The 20,889-nt window shown below is 28.7% G+C and carries 17 protein-coding genes and 1 other annotated feature; of the genes, 11 read left to right on the top strand and 6 right to left on the bottom strand.

Annotated features, from left to right (window positions below; genetic code table 11):
- Positions 1-4 precede the first annotated feature (4 nt).
- Positions 5-250, bottom strand: coding sequence for a spore coat protein (locus tag ACQPUY_RS11175; protein WP_430841306.1), 246 nt, complete (start codon positions 248-250; stop codon positions 5-7).
- A gap of 15 nt (positions 251-265) precedes the next feature.
- Complete coding sequence (locus ACQPUY_RS11170; protein WP_430841305.1) at positions 266-439, bottom strand: hypothetical protein; 174 nt, start codon at positions 437-439, stop codon at positions 266-268.
- Between the two features lie 108 nt (positions 440-547).
- Positions 548-769 (top strand) — a binding site (T-box leader).
- 173 nt (positions 770-942) lie between these two features.
- Between ACQPUY_RS11170 and aspS the strand changes: the two genes are divergently transcribed.
- From aspS to ACQPUY_RS11135, 7 genes are all read left to right on the top strand, one after another.
- The gene (gene aspS / locus ACQPUY_RS11165) at positions 943-2,229 is read left to right on the top strand and encodes an aspartate--tRNA(Asn) ligase (protein WP_430841304.1); all 1,287 of its coding nucleotides are present in this window, start codon (positions 943-945) and stop codon (positions 2,227-2,229) included.
- 335 nt (positions 2,230-2,564) lie between these two features.
- Positions 2,565-3,158: a hypothetical protein gene (locus ACQPUY_RS11160; RefSeq protein WP_430841303.1), complete on the top strand. Its 594-nt coding sequence runs from the start codon at positions 2,565-2,567 to the stop codon at positions 3,156-3,158.
- Between the two features lie 146 nt (positions 3,159-3,304).
- The gene (locus tag ACQPUY_RS11155) at positions 3,305-3,781 is read left to right on the top strand and encodes an RNA polymerase sigma factor (protein ID WP_430841302.1); all 477 of its coding nucleotides are present in this window, start codon (positions 3,305-3,307) and stop codon (positions 3,779-3,781) included.
- A complete protein-coding gene (locus tag ACQPUY_RS11150; RefSeq protein WP_430841301.1) occupies positions 3,781-4,407 on the top strand; it encodes a zf-HC2 domain-containing protein in 627 nt (208 codons plus the stop codon). The genes ACQPUY_RS11155 and ACQPUY_RS11150 overlap by 1 nt, the downstream gene beginning before the upstream one ends.
- 64 nt (positions 4,408-4,471) lie before the next feature.
- Entirely contained in the window at positions 4,472-4,999 is a 528-nt protein-coding gene (locus tag ACQPUY_RS11145) for a GNAT family N-acetyltransferase (RefSeq protein WP_430841300.1), read from the top strand.
- Between the two features lie 41 nt (positions 5,000-5,040).
- On the top strand, positions 5,041-5,487 hold the full coding sequence (locus ACQPUY_RS11140; protein WP_430841299.1) for a GNAT family N-acetyltransferase: 447 nt from the start codon (positions 5,041-5,043) through the stop codon (positions 5,485-5,487).
- Between the two features lie 102 nt (positions 5,488-5,589).
- Positions 5,590-6,777, top strand: a complete 1,188-nt coding sequence (locus tag ACQPUY_RS11135) for an MFS transporter (RefSeq protein WP_430841298.1) — start codon at positions 5,590-5,592, stop codon at positions 6,775-6,777.
- 289 nt (positions 6,778-7,066) lie between these two features.
- Here the strand turns inward: ACQPUY_RS11135 and ACQPUY_RS11130 are convergent, their stop codons facing one another.
- Positions 7,067-7,939, bottom strand: coding sequence for a LysR family transcriptional regulator (locus ACQPUY_RS11130; RefSeq protein WP_430841297.1), 873 nt, complete (start codon positions 7,937-7,939; stop codon positions 7,067-7,069).
- Positions 7,940-8,184: 245 nt separating this feature from the next.
- Here ACQPUY_RS11130 and ACQPUY_RS11125 point away from each other — a divergent pair, with 245 nt between their 5' ends.
- Positions 8,185-11,121, top strand: a complete 2,937-nt coding sequence (locus ACQPUY_RS11125) for a glycoside hydrolase family 3 N-terminal domain-containing protein (protein ID WP_430841296.1) — start codon at positions 8,185-8,187, stop codon at positions 11,119-11,121.
- A gap of 63 nt (positions 11,122-11,184) precedes the next feature.
- Here ACQPUY_RS11125 and ACQPUY_RS11120 read toward each other — a convergent pair whose 3' ends face one another.
- Genes ACQPUY_RS11120 through ACQPUY_RS11110 form a run of 3 tightly spaced genes read right to left on the bottom strand, consistent with a single transcriptional unit; the run spans position 11,185 to position 12,298 of the window.
- Positions 11,185-11,760, bottom strand: a complete 576-nt coding sequence (locus ACQPUY_RS11120; RefSeq protein ID WP_430841295.1) for a manganese catalase family protein — start codon at positions 11,758-11,760, stop codon at positions 11,185-11,187.
- Complete coding sequence (locus ACQPUY_RS11115) at positions 11,760-12,023, bottom strand: spore coat protein CotJB (protein ID WP_430841294.1); 264 nt, start codon at positions 12,021-12,023, stop codon at positions 11,760-11,762. The genes ACQPUY_RS11120 and ACQPUY_RS11115 overlap by 1 nt, the downstream gene beginning before the upstream one ends.
- Positions 12,020-12,298, bottom strand: a complete 279-nt coding sequence (locus ACQPUY_RS11110) for a spore coat associated protein CotJA (RefSeq protein WP_430841293.1) — start codon at positions 12,296-12,298, stop codon at positions 12,020-12,022. The genes ACQPUY_RS11115 and ACQPUY_RS11110 overlap by 4 nt, the downstream gene beginning before the upstream one ends.
- Positions 12,299-12,650: 352 nt before the next feature.
- On the opposite strand from ACQPUY_RS11110, the gene ACQPUY_RS11105 reads away from it, so the two are divergent.
- The 3 genes from ACQPUY_RS11105 (at position 12,651) to ACQPUY_RS11095 (ending at position 20,867) form a co-directional block, all read left to right on the top strand.
- On the top strand, positions 12,651-18,389 hold the full coding sequence (locus tag ACQPUY_RS11105) for a glycosyl hydrolase family 95 catalytic domain-containing protein (RefSeq protein ID WP_430841292.1): 5,739 nt from the start codon (positions 12,651-12,653) through the stop codon (positions 18,387-18,389).
- A 183-nt stretch (positions 18,390-18,572) separates the two neighbouring features.
- Positions 18,573-19,937 (top strand): FAD-dependent oxidoreductase, encoded by a 1,365-nt coding sequence (locus tag ACQPUY_RS11100; protein WP_430841291.1) that lies wholly within the window; start codon positions 18,573-18,575, stop codon positions 19,935-19,937.
- Between the two features lie 63 nt (positions 19,938-20,000).
- Positions 20,001-20,867: a tRNA 2-thiocytidine biosynthesis TtcA family protein gene (locus ACQPUY_RS11095; RefSeq protein ID WP_430841290.1), complete on the top strand. Its 867-nt coding sequence runs from the start codon at positions 20,001-20,003 to the stop codon at positions 20,865-20,867.
- Positions 20,868-20,889: the final 22 nt, after the last annotated feature.

Here is a 20,889-nt window from a genome sequence, read left to right as displayed (position 1 = left end):
TCTTTTATTGAAAAGTAAATTTTTGTTTTGCTTGGTCAATTTTTTGTTGTTCTACTTGTTCTGCTGGATACCATCCTTTGGCTTCCATCTTCTTATAAACTTCATGTTGAATCTTTAAAGTTTCATGTAATAAATCATGAAACACTTGATGAATGTTTTCTGTAGAAGCTTCAGTAGTAGCATGTAGATATAGATCAGTTGCACCCTTAGTTAATTGAAGGATGTTTTCAAATAAACATTTATCATCCATGTATAATACCTCCCTTTAAAGTAATGAAAATAGTTTGCCAAATAATTCTTTATGTTTAGCCTCATATTGAGTAACTAATGTTTTTAATTCGGCATCTTGTAGTTTAGTTACTGTTTCTTTACAGATAGTTTCCATAAATTTTTCGTGTCCTAAGCCATCAGTAATATATAATAATTCTTTTGATGTCATATTACTCACCTCCAATCTTAGTATGTATTAATGAATAAAAATATATTCTACACAATATTTTAAAATCTATATTGACAAATCTTACAAAAAGGAATATTATAAATAAAAGTAAATTCAAAGAAGGGAAGAGTAGATATATATTTTAATTCTTAGCGAGTGAAGGATGGTGAAAGCTTCATAATTATGTAGTATCGAAAGACATCCTGGAGAAGCTTATCTGAAATATAGTAGGGTAAGACGTGTTCTAGCGTTAATAGATTTGAGATAGTTTTAATATATTATATTAAGCTAAATTAGGATGGTACCGTGAACTAAACCTTCACTCCTATGTGGGAGTGGAGGATTTTTTTAATTAGGGCCCAATTAGAGTTCATGTATATTCTAAAAAGTTTATATAATATTTAAAACTAAAAAGGGTGGTACCGCGTCTTTTCGCCCCTTAGGCATTATTGCTTAAGGGGATTTTTTGTTTTTTAAATGTTTATATAAAGAGAGGAGACAATATGGAAAGAGTTATAGTAAGAAATATTAATGAATATATAAATAAAAAAATTAAATTAGAAGGATGGATATATAGAATAAGAAAATTAAAAGAAATAACTTTTTTAGTTATTAGGGATAGATCTGGTTTTGTACAATGTGTAATAGAAAATAAAAATATAAATTTAAATAATATTAAACTAGAGTCTGTAGTAAGTGTTATAGGAGAAGTAAAAGAAAGTAAAAATTCTTTAAATCCATTTGAAATTATGGTTGAAAATATTGAAGTTACTAATGAGTCTTATGAACTTCCAATAGAAATTAACAAAAAAGAATATAATGTAAACTTAGAAACTACCCTAAATAATAGGGTAATAAGTTTGAGACATGAGCAAATAAACTCTATTTTTAAAATACAAAATATAATAGTTCAAAGCTTTAGAGAATTTTTAATAGAAAAAGATTTTACAGAAATTTTTACTCCTAAAATAGTGGCAGAAGGGGCTGAAGGTGGAACAGAACTATTTAAAGTTGAATATTTTGAAAAGCTAGCTTATCTTGCACAAAGTCCTCAATTCTATAAGCAAATGATGGTAGGAGCAGGCTTTGAAAGAGTTTTTGAAGTTGCTCATGTTTATAGAGCAGAAGAGCATAACACAAGTAGACATTTAAATGAGTATGTTAGTATGGACTTAGAATTTGGTTTTATTAAGGATGAATATGACATAATTAATTTAGAAGAAGAACTTATAAAATATATTTTAAATTCTATAGAAGAAAAGGGAATGAAATATTTAGAGTTATTAAATGCTATGCTTCCTAAAATAAATGGGAATATACCTAGGATTGAGTTAAATGAAGCAATTAGAATAATTGGAGAAAAGTATAATAAAAGGGACTTAGAGGGAGATTTAGATCCTGAAGGAGAAAAACTTATATGTAAGTATGCAAAAGAAGAATTAGGCTGTGATTTTATATTTATAACTAACTATCCAAGAGAAAAAAGACCCATGTATGCAATGCCACTGGGAGAAGAGGGAACAAGAAGCTTTGACTTATTATTTAGAGGGGTTGAAATTACTACAGGTGGAGAAAGAATTAATGACTATAATATGTTAATAAATAATATAAAAGAGAAGGGATTAAATCCTAAAAATTATGAAAGCTATACAGAAGTCTTTAAATATGGAATGCCTAAGCATGGTGGATTAGCAATAGGTTTAGAAAGAATTACAGCGCAATTACTAGGTCTAAATAATGTTAGAGAAGCATCACTAATTCCAAGAGATAGAAGTAGAATAACACCATAAGAGAAGAGTATATAAAAGATATCTATTTAATAGTTGAATGAAATAGATATCTTTTTAATGTGTAGGAAAGTATAAAAAGTGTGTCCTTTTAATAACTATTTATACTTTCCATTCTTTAGATTTGAAGTGTGCTATATAAGGGTGCGATGAGTTGGAGCAAAGCAACGGAATAAGCAACCTTATATAGCACACTTTTTTATATTTAAGATTTATATTAATCTGTACTAATAAGAAGGCAAAATAGCTTAGTAATAAGATATTCTATTGAAATTGAAAGAAGATCGATGGAAAAATATGTTATAACAATTACGGTTTAGATTCTTAAGGGGGTTAATATGAAGAAGGTAATATTAAGTATTATTTCGGTAATTATTTTAGTTATAGTATTATTGATATTTAAACTAATAAATTTACGAAGTGAATTTGAAAAATATTTAAAGGTAACTTATACTAATAATATTTTTCAAGTTGATTTACCAAAGATAGATTTTATTTATGGAAGCTATTATTCAAATGTCTTTTGTATAAATGATAGTATTTCATTTAATATAAGTAAGTCTTGGAGTACAAAGAAAATATCCGAGTATTATATGGAGATAAAAAATCAAGAAAAGAATAATTCTGAAATAGCACAAATTTTTAGTGATACTGAGGTTGAAAAATATATAAGTAGTATAAGTGGTGGAAGTAAAATACCTACAGTAGAGAAAGATACTTATGGTGCAATATATTTAAGTATTATGCCAGATAGTGAAATGGTTTCTGTAACAAAAGATATTTTTCAATTATTAAAAGAAAAGAAAATATCAGTAGAGGAAATTAATATTACTTATGAACAAAATAAGGGAGTTTACGAAGGACATTTTTCAGATAAAGATTATGACTTAGACGTAAATGAAATAGAAGCAAAAATAACTAAAATAAAATAATTTTAATATAAGTAAACATAAAATTAATAAAGATATTACTTAGAAAGATATTAATTTATGAGAAAGTATTTAAGAAATTAAAAAATGTGAAATGTTTGTAACGATTTTAATTTTTTATTGTCTTATAGATAAAGGGGGGAAGTAGTGTGTATTTTGAAGAGATATATAAAAGATATTTTAAAGAAGTTTATCGTTTTTCTCTGAAATTATGTAAGAATCAGGCATTGGCAGAAGAAATAACTCAAGAAACTTTTGTAAAAGCCTTAGATAATTTTGACTCATTTAAAGGAACATGCAAAGTAAATACATGGCTCTGTCAAATAGCTAAAAATCATTATTTCAATATTTTAAATAAGAACAAGAAAATAGATTATGATAGTAAAAATGATGGAGCAGTAACTTGTGATTTTCTTAATATATTAATTGACCATGAAGATTCTGCAAAGTTACACAAGTTACTACACACGCTTTCAGAACCATATAAAGAGATTTTCACACTAAGAATTTTTGCGGAATTATCTTTTGTACAAATAGCAGATTTGTTTGGCAAACAAGAAAGTTGGGCAAGAGTTACTTTTTATCGAGCAAAACAAAAAATTATTAAAAGATTGGAGGAAGATTAATGAATTATATTTCATGTAGAATTATTGAGGATTTATTGCCATTGTATGTAGATGGTGTATGTAGTGAGGAAAGTAAGAAATATATTGAATCACACATATCAACATGTGAGGAATGCCATAAGAAACTGGAAGAAATGAAGTATAGTATACCAAAATCTGAGATACAAAACAATATTGATGATGGAGCTATGCTAAAAAAGTTATCTGATACTTGGAAAGCTAAAACTAAGTTAAATATTAAATCAAGTATATTCTGTATTATTATTTATGTGCTTACTATTGGAACATTATTTATTTCACAAATTGGAGAGCAAGGATATTATCGATTTGAAATAAAATATATGCTTGCTTCAAATATAGCTAATTTTATTTTCTATATGGTTTTTGGAGCTTTTATAACTTATCTTGCTTGTAGACAAAAAGGATCATCCAAAACCAATATACTTGAATTAATAATAATAGGAATACCATCTATATTAATGGCATTAAATGTTTTTTATTGGTTTCTATTACCACTTAGACTTCCTTCCTTCATTGTAAATAACTCGCCAACAATTTCAAAAATAGGATGTATTTTATTAGGATGTGAAATAGCAAGAGTAATTAAGAATAGTAAAATTAAATAATGATATATTTTACAAAAATGCTATAATAAGTTAGTGATATCTGTTATGAAAAGGAGAAGATGTTTTGATTTTTATTAATAGTGATAGATTAATAATAAGATCTTGGAAATTTGAAGACTACAAAGATATGTACGAAATAAACTCTGATGAAAAAGTTAACCTGAATGCTGGATGCCATATTGTTGATGATATTGAAGTGATTAAATCTAAAATGAATTCATTTATATCCAATAATCAATCTTATGCCATAGTTTTGAAAGAAGAAGATAAGGTTATAGGAACTATTGGGTATGATAATGTTTTTTTAGATGAATTTGATAATGAATTGAATCAAGTTTATATTGGGTATAGATTTAATTCAAATTATTGGGGAAAGGGATATGCTACTGAAGCAGCAAAATCATTTATATCATATTTATTTGAAGAATGTAATGTAGATATAATTTGGACTAGTCATTATGATTTTAATATTAGGTCTAAAAGAGTAATAAATAAATGTGGCTTTCAGCATAAGTTTAATAAAAGCACAACTGTTAAGGTTTTAGGTAACAGAATAGTAACTGAAGTATTTTATTGCATAATTAAAAAATAGAAGTGTTTAAATATTATATTAATATCTTTTAAGGAGAAAGTATGTTTGAATTCTATGATAAATTTAATGAATTATCAAATGAAATGATATATTTAAAAATAATACAGAAATTTGAAGGTGATGAGATAATGATACCATTTTATTATTATGATATTTATGAGAAAAAATCCAATAAAAAAATTGGAAAAATTAGCATGAGAATAGGAGATAATTATCATTCATATTTTAATGGACATATAGGTTATGAAATAGATAAGGAATTTAGAGGGAATTATTATTCATTTTATGCATCTAAATTAGTTTTACAAGTAGCAAAAGAGTATGAAATGAGCAGAATTTATTTAACCTGTAATGAGTCAAATATAGCATCAAGGAAAATAATTGAAGCTTTAGGCTGTAATTTAATAGAAATAATTGATGTACCAAAAGACTATTTTGGATGGTATGAAGAAATGGAGAAACAGTGTATATACAAATTAATATTATAATAAGCATTTATAGTATTAAAAAGTAATAAAAATGCTTTATTAGATAAGACAATTAGAAAAAATTATATTTTTAATAAAGTCAAAATATATGGGGGATTGGGATTGTATAAAGTAATTAAAAGTAATTTAAATTTTAGATATTTTTACTTTGGAGGAGTTATATCTTGTATAGGTGACTATTTATATGATATAGCTGTTACTCTATTAGTTTACGATATGACAAAAAGTGTAAACTCTATTGCTTTTATGTGGATATGTAAGGGGGCATTAAGAATATTCATTCAATATTTAGCTGGAATAATAACTGATAGATATGATAGAAGAAAAATAATATTATTTACGAATATAGCAAGTATACCAATAGCAGTAATGTTCATTGCCTATCAAGATATTGGTTTATGGATTATTTATTTATGCTCATTCCTATTACAAGCATTAAATGATATAGATGTATGTAGTGAAATAGCAATTATACCTGAAATAGTAACTGAAGAACAGCTGACAGATGCAAATACTATATTTTCACTAACTGAAACTATAGTTATGTTTATTTCTTTAGCATTATCTAGTGTAATATATAAAATTTTTGGAGCGAACATATTATTTATTTTGAATGCATTTAGCTTTTTGGGATCAAGTATATTTTTTGGATTAATAAAATATAAAAATAATATAAAGAAGGAAAGCAACTCTAAATTAGTTCTATTTGATAAAGAAGTATTTAAAGTTATTAATATGAAATACATTGTAAAATATACCATACTAATTAGTGGGATTTTATCTATAATTAGTAGGTTATATGATGTCTATAATATAGCGATAGCAGATATTATTTTAGGAATAGGGTCAGAAGGAATAATTTTCTTTAGATATGCTATGGTAATTGGAGGATTATTAACTCCAATATTTATAAAGCGTATAAAATCTAATGATGAGTTAAATAAGTATTTGCTAATATCAGAATTAATAATTTGCACATTTATTATTTTACCGTTTTTAAATTCACTTATATTAGTAATAGTAGATTTAATTATATTTTCTTTAATGTTATCAATACAAAGTGTTTTTTTTAGAAATATATTGCAAAAGCATGTAGATAATGAATATATTGGTAGAGCTTTTTCGATGTATAAGATATTAATAACAATAATATCTTTATTAACAGTATCAATAGTTCCATTAATAGATGGTAAAATATCAATTTCAATTATATTTCTTTTATCAGGACTAAGCATACTTGCAATATCTTTAGGTTGTCATTTAAAAGTAAAAAATAAAGGAATAATATAGAATATTTTAATTTGGATATTAGAAGTTATTAATCAATGATAGGGGAAAGAAAAGCATGGAGAATTGTAACTTATATTACTTTGGTATGGCTAATATATGAATAACTAAAAATAGTGAAGAGATTTCTAGAGATTTAGAAAAAATTAAGAAATTAGGATGATATATAAATAAAAGCTGTGACTCTTTGTCTAGCTTTTATTTATATAGATTTTCTTTAACTAGTTCATAATAGATTTTTAGTAAAGCTATAGCTTTTATTATTATATTTTTAGGGTTACCTGATTATGTTTTAATCATTTATAAAGTTTAGGAAGATTTCAATTTTAGAATCAGTATTATTTTTATTCCAAGAAATTGTTGAGTTAGCAATTTCATTTTCAAGAGGAATAAATACTAAGTCCTTTGATTTATAATTGTCTTGAGATTTAGGTAAAATAGTTATACCAAGTTCGGATTTAACCATTAATAAGGATGTTTCTATTGAATCTACTTTATATTTAATATTTGGTGAAAAGCCGTAAGGTAAAAAATCAGATACTATGATGTCAAAAGCAAAAGGAGAAATTGAATGACTAATAAATATAAAATCCTCATTTTGTAATTCAGTTCTATTAATTACATTTCTAGAAGCAAATTTATGACTACTATAAAGGACAGCACATAGTGGGGAAGTCGAAAGTAATTTATTTTCTATGAATGAATATTTGCTTGTAGAAAAGTCATATCCAAAAACAAAATCTATTGATTTATTGTGTAATTTTTTATAAAGCTCATCTATATTACCTCTAATTATATTTAAATTAATTCTAGGATATTTAATTTTAAAATCTGACAATAATTTAGGTAAAATTACATTTTCATATCCTTCAAAAAAGCCAATATTAATTGTTCCTATATATCCTGAAGATACTAGATAAGCTTTATTTATAGAAGTATTTAGATTTTTTAATAGTGATTTTGTTTCTAAATAAAAAACATCTCCAGAAGGTGTTAATGTAACAGAATGCTTATTTCTAAAAAATAATTTAAATCCTAATGTATCTTCAAGATTTTTGATTTGTTGACTTATAGCAGTTTGAGATAAATAATGCTCTTTAGCTGCATTTGTAAAGCTAAGATGCTCAGCTACTGAAATGAAATATTGAAGTTGCGTAATATTCATATAAATTTCCCCCTATTAAACTTCTAAAAATATAAGCTAATTGATATTGTAATAAGTTTTTCTTATAAGGTTATTCAAAATTTATGTTGGAAAGTATGGCATGAATTTATTATAATTTAATTGGTAAATGTTTACAATAAATTAAGCGAACTATTTTATAAAAGTAATAGTATTTATTTGACTTAATTAATAACAAATACTAGGGTAAATAATATTTTATTTAGAAAGAATTAGGGGGAGAGTTAATGAAAAGAAACCTTATTAAAGCTCTAACAATAGTAGCAACAGTGGCTATAACTAGCACTACGTTTTTAAATCCAATAACAATTAATGCAGATACAAGCTTTACAGAAGAATATTTACTATATAAGGGAGAAGATACAGGTATAAGAATAGTAACCAATGAAGAGGGATCAGAACTTGGTTATTCAAAGGATTCAGGGGTAACTATATTAGTTGAAGATGGAAAAGCTTTTAAGGATTTAGATAAAGATGGTGAATTAGATGCTTACGAGGATTGGAGGTTAACAGTTGATGAAAGAGCTAAAGATTTAGCTATCAAAATGAGTGTTGAAGAAATAGCAGGACTTATGCTATACAGTGCTCATCAATCTATTCCAGCTGGTGGATGGACTGGTGGAACTTATGATGGAAATCCTTATGAAGAAGGAGTTACTGATCCGGCTAGATTAAGTGATCAACAAAAAAGTTTTATAGAAAATGATAATTTAAGACATGTTCTTATTACTACAGTTAAGAGTCCAGAAGTAGCAGCTAAATGGAATAATAATGGTCAAGCTTTTGCAGAAAGCTTAGGTTTAGGGATTCCACTTAACAATAGTTCTGATCCTCGTCATAGTACAGATTCGAGTGCAGAATATAATGCAGGTTCTGGTGGAATTATCTCTATGTGGCCTTCATCTATTGGGATGGCGGCAACTTTTGATCCAAGTTTAGTAGAAGAATTTGGACAAGTTGCATCTAAAGAATATCGGGCATTAGGTATTGCAACGGCTTTATCTCCACAAATAGATTTAGCTACTGATCCACGTTGGAGTCGTGTATCTGGAACATTTGGTGAAAGCTCATTATTATCAACAGATATGGCTCGTGCATATGTCGATGGTTTTCAAACTACAGAAGAAGCAAGTGGATGGGGACAAGAGAGTGTAAATGCAATGGTTAAGCATTGGCCAGGTGGAGGAACAGGAGAGGCAGGAAGAGATGCTCACTATGGATTTGGAAAATATGCAGTTTATCCAGGAAATAATTTTGGTGAGCATATGTTGCCATTTACAGAAGGTGCATTTAATTTAAATGGTGGAACTAGTGAGGCATCAGCAGTTATGCCATATTATACAATCTCTTATAATCAAGATTCAACAGGGGGGAATGTAGGTAATTCATATAGCAAATATATTATTACAGACTTATTAAGAGAAAAGTATGGATATGATGGAGTAGTGTGTACAGACTGGGGGATAACAAAGGATGATTTAGGTATGGATGTATTTGGAGCAACTCCATGGGGAGTTGAGCATTTAACTACTGCCGAAAAGTTTTATTTACTACTTCAAACAGGAATAGACCAATTTGGTGGAGTTAATACCTCAGAAGGAATATTAGCGGGGTATGAATTAGGAGTAAATGATAAAGGCGAAGAAGCAATGAGAACTCGTATGGAGCAATCCGCTGTACGTCTTTTAAGAAATATATTTCAAACAGGACTATTTGAAAATCCATATTTAGATGTAGAAGAATCTGTTGAAACTGTAGGTAATGCAGAATTTATGGAAGCTGGATATGAAGCCCAATTAAAATCTGTAGTAATGCTTAAAAATAAAGAAAATGTATTACCATTAAAGAGTAATACTGATGAGAAGTTAACAGTATATATTCCACAAAAATATATACCAGAAACAACTGATAGATTTGGCAGTGTAACTCCAGCATCATGGGTAGATGCAGTTAATATGAATATTGCAAAAAAATATTTTAATATTACAACTAATCCAAGTGAAGCTGATGTGGTACTTGTATTTGTGGATGATCCAGATCCAGGTTTAGGATATAGTGCTGCAGATAAATCAAATGGAGGAAATGGATTCTTACCACTAACATTACAATATGGAGAATATAAAGCTGAACATGCCAGAGAAATAAGTATTGCTGGTGACTCAAGACCTACAGATGTATTAAATAGAACTTATAAGGATAAAGTAGTTACAGCCAATAATACAAAATCATTAGATATAATTCTTGATACTAAAAAATCTATGGGAGATAAGCCGGTTATAACTTGTATTAACATGAGTAATCCAATGGTATTTAGCGAATTTGAATCAGAAGTTGATGGAATAGTATTAGGATTCGGTATTCAAGACCAAGCATTCTTAGAGATTTTATCAGGTGTGGTTGAACCATCAGGATTATTACCATTACAAATGCCAGCAAGTATGAAAGTTGTTGAAGAACAGTCAGAAGATCTAGCATTTGATATAGAGTGTCATGTTGACTCAGAAGGAAATGTATATGACTTTGCTTTTGGTTTAAACTGGAGTGGAGTAATTAATGACGATCGTGTTGAGATGTATGCAAATAAAACTGAAACTGATGAAGATAAAGCTAATAAAGAGGCAGCAGAGAAAGTAGCCAATTTAATAGCAGCTTTACCAGAGTATATAACCCTTAATGATGAGCTGGCAATAATTGAAGCAAGAACTGCTTATAATGAATTAACTGATGTTCAAAAGGCTCTTGTAAAAAATTATGATTTCTTAGTTAAGGCTGAAAAAGATTTAGTAAATCTTAAGGAAACTATAGCTACAGAAAAAGCTGATCAAGAAGCAGCTCAAAAGGTAATTAATGCTATAAAAGAAATTCCTATAAATATTACAGTAAAGGACGAAGCAAAAATTAATGAAGTAAGAGCAGCTTATAATGCTTTAACGGAAAAACAAAAATTATTAGTAACTAATTACAATGATTTAGTTTCAGCAGAAAAAAAATTAGCTGATGTAAAGAAGCAAACTAGTGGTACAACAAATAACAATAAAGGAAATTCTACAACTAGTGGAAAACTACCTTATACAGGTGCAGTAGTTGGTAGTGGAGCAATGGCATTACTAGGTGCAATAACAATTGGAGTTGGTACAGTAATTAGCAAAAAGAAAAAGATGTAATTACTCAGAGAAAAAAAGCATGTACTGTATTAACAGTATATGCTTTTAAATTTAAACTAAATATTACTTACAAAAATCAGTTAGTTTAGTATTGTCTTGAACGTCTACCAAAGCTTCTCCAAATCTTTGAAAATGAACAACTTCTCTTTCTCTTAGAAATCCTAATATCTTTTTTATTTCAACATCGTCAGTTAAATTAATTAACCATTCATAAGTAGCTCTAGCCTTTTGCTCAGCGGCCATATCTTCAGTTAAATCAGCAATTATATCACCTTTACATTGTATATAAGTTGCGGTCCAAGGATTTCCTGTAGCGTCAGTGTAGAATAATCCTTTACCATGGTCTACATAGTGTCCATCTAATCCAGCAGCAGTAATTTCATCAATTGAAGCGTTCTCCATTATTTGATGAACCATTGTAGCCATAACTTCAACATGAGCAAGTTCTTCTGTGCCTATATCTGTTAGTAGGGCTTTAGCCTTATTAGTTGGCATGGAGTATCTTTGATTTAAATACCTAAGTGCTGCACCTAATTCACCATCTGGTCCACCATATTGACTAACTAGAAGCTTAGCCATTCTTATGTCAGTAGATTTTAAATTAACTGGATACTCTAAAGTCTTAACATAATACCACATTAGTTTTCTCCTCCTTTTTTGTTTTCCCATGGCCAAGGAGAATTAACCCATGCTTCAGGGTTTTGAAAATATGCTGAACCAAAATTAGTTAAGGGACCATATTCCTTTTCGTAATCCCAAATAACTTTTTTTAATTCGCAAGATAATTTATCATAATCAGCTGTTGCTTTTTCACATTTTGGATTTATATCTAAATATAAATTTAAATCTACAAGAAAGAATTGTAGTTTCTGTATTTTATCTAAATATTCATGTCTTTTCATTCCCTATTTGCACCTCCAACATATTTAACATCACAATAAGGACTATATAGATCTTTAAATATTGTTCCAGCTTCAAAAGCATCATTTAATGTAAATAAATTATCATATGGTTGTAAATTAACAAAAGCCTTTCCATAAACATTAGGAGTGAAAACCTTATAAGATTCATAGCAATTTTTATCTTTATTGTCACATGTAGTATTGCAATAGTCTTTACCAGGATTATTTATACAGTCCTTACATTTATCGCAATTATCATTTTTACGATAGTACATAAAAAACATCCTTTCAATTATTAAACTCTAATAATAAACTATGATAAAAAAGTACATATGTGATAATAGAAGTCCATATATAAAGTTTATTGAAAAAAAAATAATTAATAAAAGTACTTATATAAAAATTAGTGAAGAGTTCCGTAATATAAAAATATTGTTAAAAGTATACAGTATATTGGGGAGTATTGTATTTTAATAGGAAAAAAGGATATCTATGTAGAATATAACATATGGAAATTATATTTAGAAAGGGAGGAGTGAATAGATAGGAATTATATTAAATAATCGACATTTTTTATAGGCGCTAATATTATTATAATTTAAAAAGTTTATTTTTGGGGGTATAAAAGTGAAAAAAAGAATTTTATCACTAATGCTAAGTGCGACAATGTTGTTATCAACTCTGAGTACAGTAGTTTCAGCTGATGTCAATCTACAAACTGATAAAGATACAAGCAATAATGATTTACGATTATGGTATGATTCTCCAGCAGAGGATAGCTATAGTGGTTGGGAAAAGTGGTCATTGCCATTAGGTAATGGGTATATGGGAGCAAGTATATTTGGTGGTGTTGAATACGAAAGAATTCAATTAAATGAAAAAACACTTTGGTCTGGTGGGCCAAGTGAAAGTCGACCTGACTATAACGGAGGAAACATAGAATCTAATGCAACTGTTGAAGTTGATGGAGTAGATGTTCCAATAATGAAGGCAATTCAAGATGCATTTGCTAGAGGAGATACAGAGACAGCTAATAGCTTATGTAATAAATTAACTGGAGTTAGTGATGATGCAGGAACACAAGGGTATGGTTATTTTCTAAGTTATGGAAATATGTATTTAGATTTTAAAGATAATATAAAATTTAATAATGTAAAAAATTATTCACGTGATTTAGATTTAAATACTGCAATTTCAAGTGTGAATTACAATTATGATAACGTTAACTATAAGAGAGAATATTTTATAAGTTATCCTGATAACGTTATGGTTACAAAACTTTCAGCTAGTGAAAAAGGTAAGTTATCATTAGATGTTAGAGTAGAACCAGATAACACTGCAGGTGAAGGACCTAATACCAATAATGGGTATACACGTACATTTACTAAAACTGCAAAGGATGGATTAATCACTATTTCTGGTGAGTTAGATGATAATCAAATGAAATTTAATTCCCAGACTAAAGTAATAAATAGTGGTGGAACAATTACTGATTTAGAAGATGGAAAGGTAAATGTAAAAGAGGCTGATGAAGTTATTATAATAACTTCAATAGCGACAGATTATAAAAATGAATATCCTAATTATAGAACAGGGGAAACTGATGAAGAACTAGAAACCAGAGTTAACAACCGTATTGTAGAGGCAAGTAAAAAAGGATATGAAGGTCTTCTAGAGTCACATCTATCAGATTATCAAGGGATTTTCTCTAGAGTAGATTTGGATTTAGGGCAAACAGCTTCAGGTATGACAACAGACAAGCTTTTAAGTAATTATAATAATGGGACTGCAGCAGAATCTGAACAAAGATATCTTGAGGTTATGTTATTTCAATATGGAAGATATTTATCAATAGCTTCTTCACGTGATGGATCATTACCATCTAACTTACAAGGGGTATGGGCAGGCGCAAATAATTCTCCATGGCATTCAGATTATCATATGAATGTTAACCTACAAATGAATTATTGGCCATCATATTCTACTAATATGGCAGAAACCGCATTACCATTAATTGATTATGTAGAATCATTAAGGGAGCCAGGACGAGTTACTGCTGAAATTTATGCAAATATAAAAAGTACTGACGATAATGAAGAAAATGGATTTATGGCTCATACACAAAACACTCCATTTGGATGGACAGCGCCAGGTTGGAGTTTTGATTGGGGATGGTCTCCAGCAGCAGTGCCTTGGATTTTACAAAATGTTTGGGAATATTATGAGTATACTGGCGATTTAGAATTTATGAAAACTAAAATTTATCCGATGTTAAAGGAAGAGGCTGTTTTATATGAGCAAATGTTAATTGAAGATCCTGAAACTGGTAAATTAGTTTGTTCACCAGCATATTCTCCAGAACATGGACCAAGAACAAATGGAAATACTTATGAGCAATCTTTAATTTGGCAAATGTATGAAGATGTTATAACAGCAGCAAAATTAGTAGGCGAGGATCAAGAGAAAATTGAAAAATGGGAAAATATACAAAAAAATTTAAAAGGACCAATTGAAATTGGTGATAGTGGTCAAATTAAAGAATGGTATGAAGAAACTACTTTAGGAAGCATGGGACAAAAAGGACATAGACATATGTCTCATCTTTTAGGGTTATTTCCAGGAGATTTAATTTCTATAGAAACTCCAGAGTTACTTGAAGCAGCTATTGTTTCACTTAATGATCGTGGTGACCAAAGCACTGGCTGGGCAATGGGGCAAAGAATTAATACATGGGCAAGAGTAGGAGATGGAAATCGTGCTTATAGTTTAATTCGTACATTATTTAAGAGTGGCATTCTCACAAATCTTTGGGATACTCATGCACCATTCCAAATAGATGGGAATTTTGGAATGACTTCAGGAGTAGCTGAAATGCTTATGCAAAGTAATATGGGATATATTAATTTCATGGCTGCTATGCCTGATGAATGGGCAGATGGTTCTGTATCTGGCTTAGTTGCAAGAGGAAACTTTGAAATTGGTATGGAATGGAAAGATAAGCAAGCTACTAAGTTTACAATCACTTCAAACAATGGTGGGGAGTGTATTGCAAAATACGAAAATATAGGGTTATCAGTTGTTAAAGATTCTAAAGGAAATTTAGTCAATTATACAGCTTTAGAAAATGAAAAAATATCTTTTGATACAGTAAAGGGTGAGACTTATACAATTACAAATATTCCAACTTCAAAATTAGATGCACCAACTAATTTAAATGCTTATAGAACAAGTGATGAAACTGTTGATTTAGAATGGAATGCTGTAGAAGGAAAGGATATAACTTATAATGTTTATCGTCAAATAGATAAGGGAGATTTATTACTAGTTGGTAAGAATATAGAATCTACATCTTTAATAGATGAAAATGCTCAAGATATTTTAGGAACATTTAAATATAGTGTTTCAGCAGTTATTGATGGAAATGAAACTAAATTATCAGATTCAATTACTGTAAAAGATTTAAGAAATATGGCAGGGTATATTGATGATCAAGATTCTCGTATAACTTATGTAGGAAATTGGGGAAACTGGTCTGAAGGAGTTAATTATGCAGGCACAGTAAAATATTTAGAAAATCCGACTGGAAATGAAACAGCTGAGCTAACTTTTGTAGGTACAGGTATAGAAGTGATTGCAGTTACTAATGCAGATAGGGGTAAGTATGAAGTCTTTATTGATGGTGTTAGTAAGGGGGAAGTAGATACCTATAGTTCATCTACAGGAAGAAAAAAGGTTATATATACTATTAATGATTTAGAAAAGGGAAAGCATACAATTAAACTTAGAGCAACTGCAACAAAAAATCCTAGTGCAAGCAGGGCTAAAGTAGAATTAGATGCATTTAAGGTTATAGATAATACAACGTCAGTAGTAACAAGTGTTGATGTAGCTTCAGAGTCAGGTATATACACTTTAAGTAAAGCTAATAGTAATTTACAAATGATAGCTAATATTTCACCTAAAGATGCAACAAATAAAGAAGTGGAATGGAAGGTTACAGATAAATTAGGCAATTCAACTAATCTTGCAACTATTAATGAAAATGGTTTATTGACTATAAATACAAATAATGGAGATGTTAGAGTTACAGCTACATCTAAGGAAAATGAATTAATAAAAGATTCAGTAGATATTAAAATTGCTATACCAGGTTCAATAAGTGAATCTATTATAGAGGATGCTGTAAATAATAATGGATGGATAAAAAATCCTGAATATAAATGGACCGGTAATTGGTCAACATGGGCAGGAGAGGCAACTAAACATCATGGTGGTACTAAGACTGAAACTGGAACTGGAGCTGAAGCTATAGGTAGTAGTATTGAATACACATTTAGTGGAACTGGAATAGAGGTTTATGTTCATAAGCATACTAATTTTGCTAGCTTTGACATTTCTATTGATGGAGGAGAAACAACTAATTATTCTTTGGAAGGAAATGATCAAGGGCAAGCACAGCTTGTATCTTTTAAAAATCTACAAAATGGTGAACATACCATTAAGTTAATTGCTAAGGAACGTTCTGGAAAATATCAGGTAAATATTGATTATTTTAAAGTATTTTTACCTGAAGATAATTCTTCAATAGATAAAAATGAATTACAAACAAGTATTGAAAATAATAAAAATAAAGTAGAAAAAGATTATACAGAAGAAACATGGAGAATATTTAAGGAAGCTTATAATAATGCAGTAAATACAATGAATAATGATAATGCAAATGATCAAGATATTAAATTAGCAACAAAGGCATTAAATGATGCAGCTTTAGCATTAGAAGAAAAACCTATAACAACACCTCCAGAAATAGGAGATGCAAAGTTAGAGGCTATAGGAGTTGAATCATCTACATTAATGTTAAGATGGGATTCAGTTTCAGATGCAGTAAAGTATAATGTTTATAAAATCAATGAATCAACAGGTGAAGAAATATTACTAGATAGTATTACAGGATTATATTATAGAGTAAATGAGTTACTTCCAGGAACAGAGTATGAATTTAAAGTTAAAGCAGTAAATAAAAATGATATAGAAGCACAACTTCCAAGTATTAAAGTGACAACTAAAGTTGCATTAGATAAAGAAAGGCCAAGTGATGTAAAAAATTTAAAAGCTAGTACAAATCAAATTCCAACTTCTATTATTAAATGGGATGCATCCATAGATAATGAAGGAGTAAAGGGATATAAGATATATTTAAATGGAACTTTACTAGGTATAACAGAAAATACAAATTATGAGTTAACAGGATTAGAATATGGTAAAAGCTATATTATAATGGTAATAGCATTTGATGAGGCAGGAAATACATCACTTAATCCAGCAGTGATAGAAATTAATGAAAATGAAAAGCCAACAGAAGTAGATAAAACAGAATTAAATAAATCAATAACAGTAGCAGAATCTTTAAAGAGAGAGGACTATACTGAAGAGAGTTGGAAAAAGTTTTCTGAGATATTGACAGAGGCTAAGGCCATTTTATCTAAAGAGGATGTAACACAAGAAGAAATAAATAATATTAAATCTTTATTAGATAAAGCAATAGAAGACTTAAAGGAAGTAGATAATGAAAATCCAATAGAAGTAGATAAGACAGAATTAAATAAATTAATAACAATGGCAGATGCTTTAAAGAAAGAGGACTATACTGAAGAGAGCTGGAAAAAGTTTTCTGAGATATTGACAGAGTCTAAGGCCATTTTATCTAAAGAGGATGTAACACAAGAAGAAATAAATAATATTAAATCTCTATTAGATAAAGCAATAGAAGACTTAAAGGAAGTAGATAATGAAAATCCAATAGAAGTAGATAAGACAGAATTAAATAAATTAATAACAATGGCAGATGCTTTAAAGAAAGAGGACTATACTGAAGAGAGCTGGAAAAAGTTTTCTGAGATATTGACAGAAGCTAAGGTTATTCTATCTAAAGAGGATGTAACACAAGAAGAAATAAATAATATTAAATCTCTATTATATAAAGCAATAGAAGGTTTAAAGGAAGTAGATGATGAAAATCCAGTAGAAGTAGATAAAACACAATTGAAAAATTTAATAATTGGAGCAGAAGCTTTAAAGAAAGAAGATTATACAAAGGAAAGTTATGAAATTTTCATAACTATATTAAAAGAGGCTAAGGAAATTTTAGACAAGGAAGATGCCACTCAAGAGGAAGTAGATGCTGTAAAAAATAAATTAAATAAAGCAATTAATGACTTAAAAGCAAATAAAAATGATATTAATGATGGAGAAAATAAAAATAATAATGGCTTACCTACTACAGGAGGAACTTCATCTACAGCAATAGTTTTATTTGGAACAATAGTATCTATAATTGGGGTATCTATGGCAAAAAGAAAAAAATAATAGTAGTGTAAATAATATAATAATTTAAGTAATCATACGTCTCAAAATATAAGAAAAAATATTATATTTTGAGACGTTTTAATTTTGTAGCTGACTTAAAAGAATCTATTTAACAGTTTATTATTTAATTTTAAATTTTGATATGATATCATCTTAGTATAATATTTTACAGAAGGTGTAGAAATGAATAAAGTTAATTATATAGGACTAACAGGTAAGGTAATCACAAAAGATAGTATTGAATATAAAGAAAGTATAAAGTCTTGGAATAGAGCTATAGTAAGATATCCTTTGGTTATTGTATATTGTTATAATGAAGAAGATGTTATAAATGCAATAAAATGGGCTAGAGAAAATTACAAAGAAATTAGAATTAGATCTGGAGGCCATAGTTATGAAGGATATTCAACAGGAAATGATGTAATAGTAATTGATGTTAGTGAAATTAATAAAATACATATAAATGAAGAAAAAGGATATGTAAAAATAGGTGGGGGAGTTAGAAATAGGGAAGTTTATGAAAGTTTAGGAAATAGAGGTTATGCTTTTCCTGGAGGTGGATGTCCTACTGTTGGTGTACCAGGTTTAATTCTTGGAGGAGGTTGGGGTTACTCTTGTAGATATTTAGGACTAGCCTCTGATAGTTTGCTAGAAGCAGAAATAATTAATTATAAAGGTGATAAATTAATAGCAAACAAAAATGAAAATAGTGATTTGTTTTGGGCAATTATGGGAAGTGGTGGATGCAACTTTGGAGTAATAACTTCAATGACTATAAGCTTAAAGAAAAAAGTTGATATGGGAAGCTTAATTCATGTGAATTATCCTAATGCTAATAATGAAATAATACTAGAAGTTATATTAAGACTTCAAGAAATGTTTAAGAGTTTAGATAGAAGAATGAATTTAAAAACTGCAATATACAATTCAGCATCAAAGGGACAAGGAGTAAAATTTACAGGATTATTCTATGGAAGTGCTAAAGAAGCTAAAGGAATACTAAGCTCAATATTAAATATTTCTAAAGAAATTGAAGTAAATATTGAAGATAAGAGTATTTTAGAATGTAATAGATGGATTCAGGATAGCCATCCAGATTATGAAAAATATAAATCTACTGGAAGATATGTTAATAGGGATTATACAAAGGAAGAGATAAATAGATTAATAGAAATAATAAGTAATCCAGCAGAAGGATTCCAGTATACTGCAGTTTCATTATACGGTTTAGGTGGAGCTGTAGCTGATATAGATAAGTTTTCTACTGCTTACTATTATAGAGATGCAAGATTTATTATGGGAATTCAATCAGTTTGGGAAAAGGATGAATATGCTTCAATTAATGAAGAATGGGTTAGTAAAAACTTTAAACTTATAAAAGAATTGACTGAAGGATCCTTTGTTAATTTTCCTATAGATGAGTTAAATGATTATGAAAAAGAATATTATGGGGAGAATTTAAGTAAATTGAGAAAAATTAAGGCTAAATATGATCCATATAATATTTTTGATTATCCACAAGCAATAAAGGGAAAAAGAGAATATTAAAGTTAAAGACAATGAGAGTAAAAGATGTTATAATTGATAAGTATTATTAAATGAGGTGATAAATTGGTTAGCATAGCTGGAAAAGGTTGCGAAAGACTTATTCCTACTGAAGAGAAAAAGACTTTAGAAGAGATAGAACGCAGCCTTGTTAAAACATATAGAAAACATATATGGACTAAATTTGTAAAGGCAGTTAAGGATTATAAGCTAGTAGAAGAAGGCGATAAAATTGCGGTAGCCATTTCTGGCGGTAAGGATTCTTTATTAATGGCAAAATGCTTCCAAGAATTAAAGAAGCATGGGCAAATGAACTTTGAATTAGAGTTTATTGCAATGGATCCTGGCTATCATCCACAAATAAAGGAATTACTTATAGAAAACTGTCAGCACTTAGGAATACCAGTACATATATATGAAGGTAAGGTTTTTGAAGTCGTTGATAAGATGGCAAGAGATTATCCGTGTTATCTTTGTGCAAGAATGAGAAGAGGCTCTTTATATAGTAAGGCTAAGGAGCTTGGATGTAATAAATTAGCTTTAGGACATCATTATAATGATGTTATAGAAACAACGCTTTTAAATGTTTTATATGCAGGTAATTTTAAGACTATGTTACCTAAGTTGAAAGCGGCAAATTTTGAAGATATGGAGCTTATAAGACCTTTATATTATGTAGAGGAAGAATATATAAAGAGATTTACTAACAATGCAGGTATTTGGCCGTTAAACTGTGCATGTATGGTAGCTGCTGAAAAGATAGGTAATAAGAGATACGAAATCAAGGAATTAATTAAGGAGCTTAAGAAAAACTTTGATGGAGTTGAAAAATCTATATTTAAGTCTGCAGAAAATGTTAGTTTAGATTCTATTCTTGGATGGGAAAAGAATGGAGTAAAAACAAAATACTTAGAAGTTTACGACGAAGAATAATTAAAGCTATATTATTTATACT

The sequence above is a fragment of the Clostridium nigeriense genome (genome assembly GCF_050585245.1).
GTDB classification, from domain to species: Bacteria; Bacillota; Clostridia; order Clostridiales; family Clostridiaceae; genus Clostridium; species Clostridium nigeriense_A.
This window is presented reverse-complemented; position numbering and strand designations above follow the sequence as displayed.

What these genes read in the sequence shown, in the direction of transcription:
- ACQPUY_RS11115 (WP_430841294.1), bottom strand. Translation starts at nt 12,023, where the DNA reads ATGAAAAGACATGAATATTTAGATAAAATACAGAAACTACAATTCTTT.
- ACQPUY_RS11110 (WP_430841293.1), bottom strand. Translation starts at nt 12,298, where the DNA reads ATGTACTATCGTAAAAATGATAATTGCGATAAATGTAAGGACTGTATA.
- ACQPUY_RS11170 (WP_430841305.1), bottom strand. Translation starts at nt 439, where the DNA reads ATGACATCAAAAGAATTATTATATATTACTGATGGCTTAGGACACGAA.
- ACQPUY_RS11120 (WP_430841295.1), bottom strand. Translation starts at nt 11,760, where the DNA reads ATGTGGTATTATGTTAAGACTTTAGAGTATCCAGTTAATTTAAAATCT.
- ACQPUY_RS11150 (WP_430841301.1), top strand. Translation starts at nt 3,781, where the DNA reads ATGAATTATATTTCATGTAGAATTATTGAGGATTTATTGCCATTGTAT.
- ACQPUY_RS11160 (WP_430841303.1), top strand. Translation starts at nt 2,565, where the DNA reads ATGAAGAAGGTAATATTAAGTATTATTTCGGTAATTATTTTAGTTATA.
- ACQPUY_RS11100 (WP_430841291.1), top strand. Translation starts at nt 18,573, where the DNA reads ATGAATAAAGTTAATTATATAGGACTAACAGGTAAGGTAATCACAAAA.
- aspS (WP_430841304.1), top strand. Translation starts at nt 943, where the DNA reads ATGGAAAGAGTTATAGTAAGAAATATTAATGAATATATAAATAAAAAA.
- ACQPUY_RS11175 (WP_430841306.1), bottom strand. Translation starts at nt 250, where the DNA reads ATGGATGATAAATGTTTATTTGAAAACATCCTTCAATTAACTAAGGGT.
- ACQPUY_RS11125 (WP_430841296.1), top strand. Translation starts at nt 8,185, where the DNA reads ATGAAAAGAAACCTTATTAAAGCTCTAACAATAGTAGCAACAGTGGCT.
- ACQPUY_RS11130 (WP_430841297.1), bottom strand. Translation starts at nt 7,939, where the DNA reads ATGAATATTACGCAACTTCAATATTTCATTTCAGTAGCTGAGCATCTT.
- ACQPUY_RS11140 (WP_430841299.1), top strand. Translation starts at nt 5,041, where the DNA reads ATGTTTGAATTCTATGATAAATTTAATGAATTATCAAATGAAATGATA.